Genomic DNA, 3,174 nt, shown 5'->3' on the forward strand with positions numbered 1-3,174 from the left:
ACGGACGCGAACGCTGACATGGGCGCTGGCACGGACGCGAACGCTGACATGGGCGCTGGCGCGAACGCGGGTGCGGGTGCGGGTGCTGGGAGTGGGGGCGTCTCGGGGCGGCGCGGGGTGGCGACCGCGGCCGGCTTCCTCGTCTTCGTCGTGCTGTTCTTCGCCTACTACTCGGCCTACGACCTCGGCATGCCGAACCGGTGGGTGCCGGTGGCGGCGGCCGTCCTGGTCGCGGCGGTCTCGTTCACCCGCGCGGACCGTCCCGAACAGGGACGGCAGTGGGCGGTGCTCGCCGCCGCGGCCGCGTCCGCGCTGCTCATCTCCCTGGCGACGGCCTGGCCGGGCCCGCCGTCCTGGAGCGCCGCGCCGGGCGACGGCCTCCGCGTCGCCGCGTACAACCTGCGCATGGGCTACGGCATGAACGGCACGATGACCGCCGAGCGGCAGGCGGCGGCCCTGCGGTCGCTGCGTCCGCACGTGGTTCTGCTGAGCGAGGTCGACCGCGGCTGGTTCCTGAACGGCGGGCGCGACCAGCTGCGGCTGATGTCGGACCGGCTCGGGCTGAAGCCGGTCTGGGCGCCCGCCGGGGACGAGGTGTGGGGCGACGCGCTGCTCACCGACCTGCCCGTCGTGTCCGTCCGCAACCACGTGCTGGTGAAGGGCGGTCCGACCGGGGCCCAGGCGCTGGAGGTCGGCGTGCGGTGGCGCGGCCGCGTCGTCACCTTCGTCGCCACCCACACCCAGCCCCCGGAGGGCTGGTCCGACCTCGGGCAGGCCGAGCAGCTCGCCCGGATCGCGCGCTCGGCCGCGGCCGGGGGCGGGCCGGTGGTCCTCGGCGGCGACCTCAACATGCAGCCGAGCGACCGGGCGTTCCAGGTCCTGCTCGGCGGGGGGCTGACCGACGCGTTCGCCGCGGTGCGCCCGTTCACCACCTATCCGGCGCGGCCCAGGCCCACCGACCAGATCGACCACATCCTGGGCACGCCGGGCCTGACCGCCCAGGACCCGGCGAAGGCACCGGTCCCCTACTCCGACCACCTGCCGGTCGCGGTCACGCTGCGTTTCTAGCGCCCGGCGGCACGCCCTTCCAGCGGAGCGCCGAAGCGCCGCCGGAAGGGCGGTTTGCCGACTCTTACCGTTCGCCAGAGAGATGATCACGGCTACCTGAAGTCACGCAGGGTAACGCTAGGGGTGCGAATCACGACAATCGAGTCCATGGAGGGCCATGTGAGCGCGTCCAGGAAGCCCCAGCAGCCCGGGCGGGGCAGCAGACGGGACAAGCAGTCCCGCACCGCCCGGCGGGTGCGGCGGGTCAGGCAGGGCTCCTACGACATCAAGATCGCCGAGCGGTTCGAGACCTTCGACCGGAACCACGACGGCGCGATCTCCCGGCTGGACCTGGAGTTCATGGCCGAGGGCATCATGCGCGCGCTCGCCCACAACCCCAGGTCGCCGAAGGGCCGCGCGCTGATCGAGGGGGCCCGGCTGTACTACGACGGCCTCGCGCGCAGCGCCGATGCCGACCCGGACGGCCCGATCGACCGGGCCACCTTCCTCGCCGCCGCGCAGCGGGCACTGCAGTCGGGCATGCGCGGGTTCGACGACTCGCTGCGCCCCTGGGCCGAGGCGGTCATCGCCGTCGCCGACCACGACGACGACGGCCGGGTCTCGGTGGACGTCTGGACCCAGGTGCTGACCGCGATGGGCGCCAACCAGCGGCAGGCGGCCGCGTCGGCCCGCGGCCTCGACACCGACCGCGACGGGCACATCAGCACGCGGGCGCTCCTGGCGGAGGCCCGCCGCTTCTACGTCTCCGACGAGCCGGTCGAGGTGTTCTCGGCTCGATGACCGGACGATGGGAGCCTCCCCGGCCGCTGCCGGCCGGGGAGGCGCTCGACGCGCGCTCCGGCCGGCCGTGTCCCGAGCCGCTCGCGGTGACCGCGCGCTGGGTTCGGGACTATCTGTGCCGTCCGCACCCGGAGCTGGGCCGGCCAGGGGCGGTGTGCCCCTACACACGGCAGGCGCTCGACGCGGGCAGGCTGCTCGGCGCGGTCTGGCCGACGCGTCCGGACGGACCGGACGAGGTGGCGCGGGTGATGCGCCGCCATCTCTCCTGGTTCCTGGCCGACCACGTCGCCGCAACCGACCCGCGCCAGCCGGCCGCGGCCGAACCGCACCGGGCACGCGCGGAGGAGCCCCACCGGGCACGCGCCGAGGAGCCCCACCGGGCACGCGCCGAGGAACCGCGCCGGGCAGGTGGGGACGAGCCGCACCGGGCGCTGCTGGTGGTCTTTCCCGAGATCGCCGAGCCCGACTGGGCCGCGGTCGTCGAGGGGGCGCAGCGGCGGCTCAAGCCGTCGTTCGTGCGGCACGGGCTGATGGTCGGCGAGTTCCACCCCGGCCCGCCCGCCGCCGCGGGGATCCGCAACCCCGCGTTCCGGCCGCTGCGCAGCCCGCTGCCGATGCTGGCCGTCCGTCCGATGGTCCGCTCCGATCTCCCCTTCCTCGATCAGGCCCCGTGGTCACTCGCCGCGTGGACGGCCCGGTTGGGTGACACCGAGCAGTCTCCGGCGAAGGACCGCGCGAACGCTTCGGCCTGGTCGGTCGCGTGGTGGACGGCGTTGACGAACGGAACGCGCAGACCGGACGAGACGCCCAGCAGCCAGATCCGCTCACTGCGGCCGTTCACTCGCAGGCGAAGATCGGCGTCCAGCTCCGGGGGCGCGGTCGCCGCCCCGGACGCGTCGGGCGTCAACATCAGGGCTCCGTCCCGCATGCGCAGGGGTCTGCTGGTGAAGCCCGTCGCGCACACCACGGTGTCGAAGCGTTCGGACGGCCCGTCCGGCCACTGCACACGCCAAGGGGACGGGCCGTCCAGCCGTCGCGGGACACCCGCGCGCACCTCGACCTGCCCGCTCTCCAACAGGCTCGACAGACGTTCGGCGTTGCAGAGCGGGAACGAGCCCAGGTAGCGCATCAGCGGCTCGCACGCGCGCAGGACGCGGCGACGCGTCTCCCCGTCGCGGCGGACCAGGAGCGGGTTGGCGATATCGACCAGTTCGACCAGCACGTCCTGCCAGCCGACCCGGCCTTGCCGCGCGAGGTCGATCTCGGCGCGCAGGCGTTCCGCCGGGCCGCCCGGCTCGGCGGCGCGGGGCGGCGCGGCGCCGAGCG

Annotated in this window: 3 protein-coding genes and 1 pseudogene; 3 read left to right on the forward strand and 1 reads right to left on the reverse strand. The window is 74.7% G+C overall.

Annotated elements, in window-relative coordinates:
* Positions 1-117: 117 nt before the first annotated feature.
* The 3 genes and pseudogenes from AB0J52_RS33675 to AB0J52_RS33685 all read left to right on the forward strand — a co-directional run.
* Complete coding sequence (locus AB0J52_RS33675) at positions 118-1,068, forward strand: endonuclease/exonuclease/phosphatase family protein (RefSeq protein ID WP_500186918.1); 951 nt, start codon at positions 118-120, stop codon at positions 1,066-1,068.
* Between the two features lie 147 nt (positions 1,069-1,215).
* Entirely contained in the window at positions 1,216-1,848 is a 633-nt protein-coding gene (locus tag AB0J52_RS33680; RefSeq protein ID WP_500186919.1) for an EF-hand domain-containing protein, read from the forward strand.
* Positions 1,845-2,510 (forward strand): annotated as a pseudogene (locus tag AB0J52_RS33685) (DUF6875 domain-containing protein); the annotation flags it as partial. The gene AB0J52_RS33680 and the pseudogene AB0J52_RS33685, both read left to right, overlap by 4 nt.
* On the opposite strand, the gene AB0J52_RS33690 reads toward AB0J52_RS33685, so the two are convergent.
* Positions 2,510-3,174, reverse strand: a 665-nt coding sequence (locus tag AB0J52_RS33690; protein WP_500186921.1) for an FAD/NAD(P)-binding protein, incomplete at its 5' end; no start/stop codon positions are given. The pseudogene AB0J52_RS33685 and the gene AB0J52_RS33690 overlap by 1 nt on opposite strands.

The organism is Spirillospora sp. NPDC049652, assembly GCF_040675125.1.
GTDB lineage: Bacteria > Actinomycetota > Actinomycetes > Streptosporangiales > Streptosporangiaceae > Spirillospora.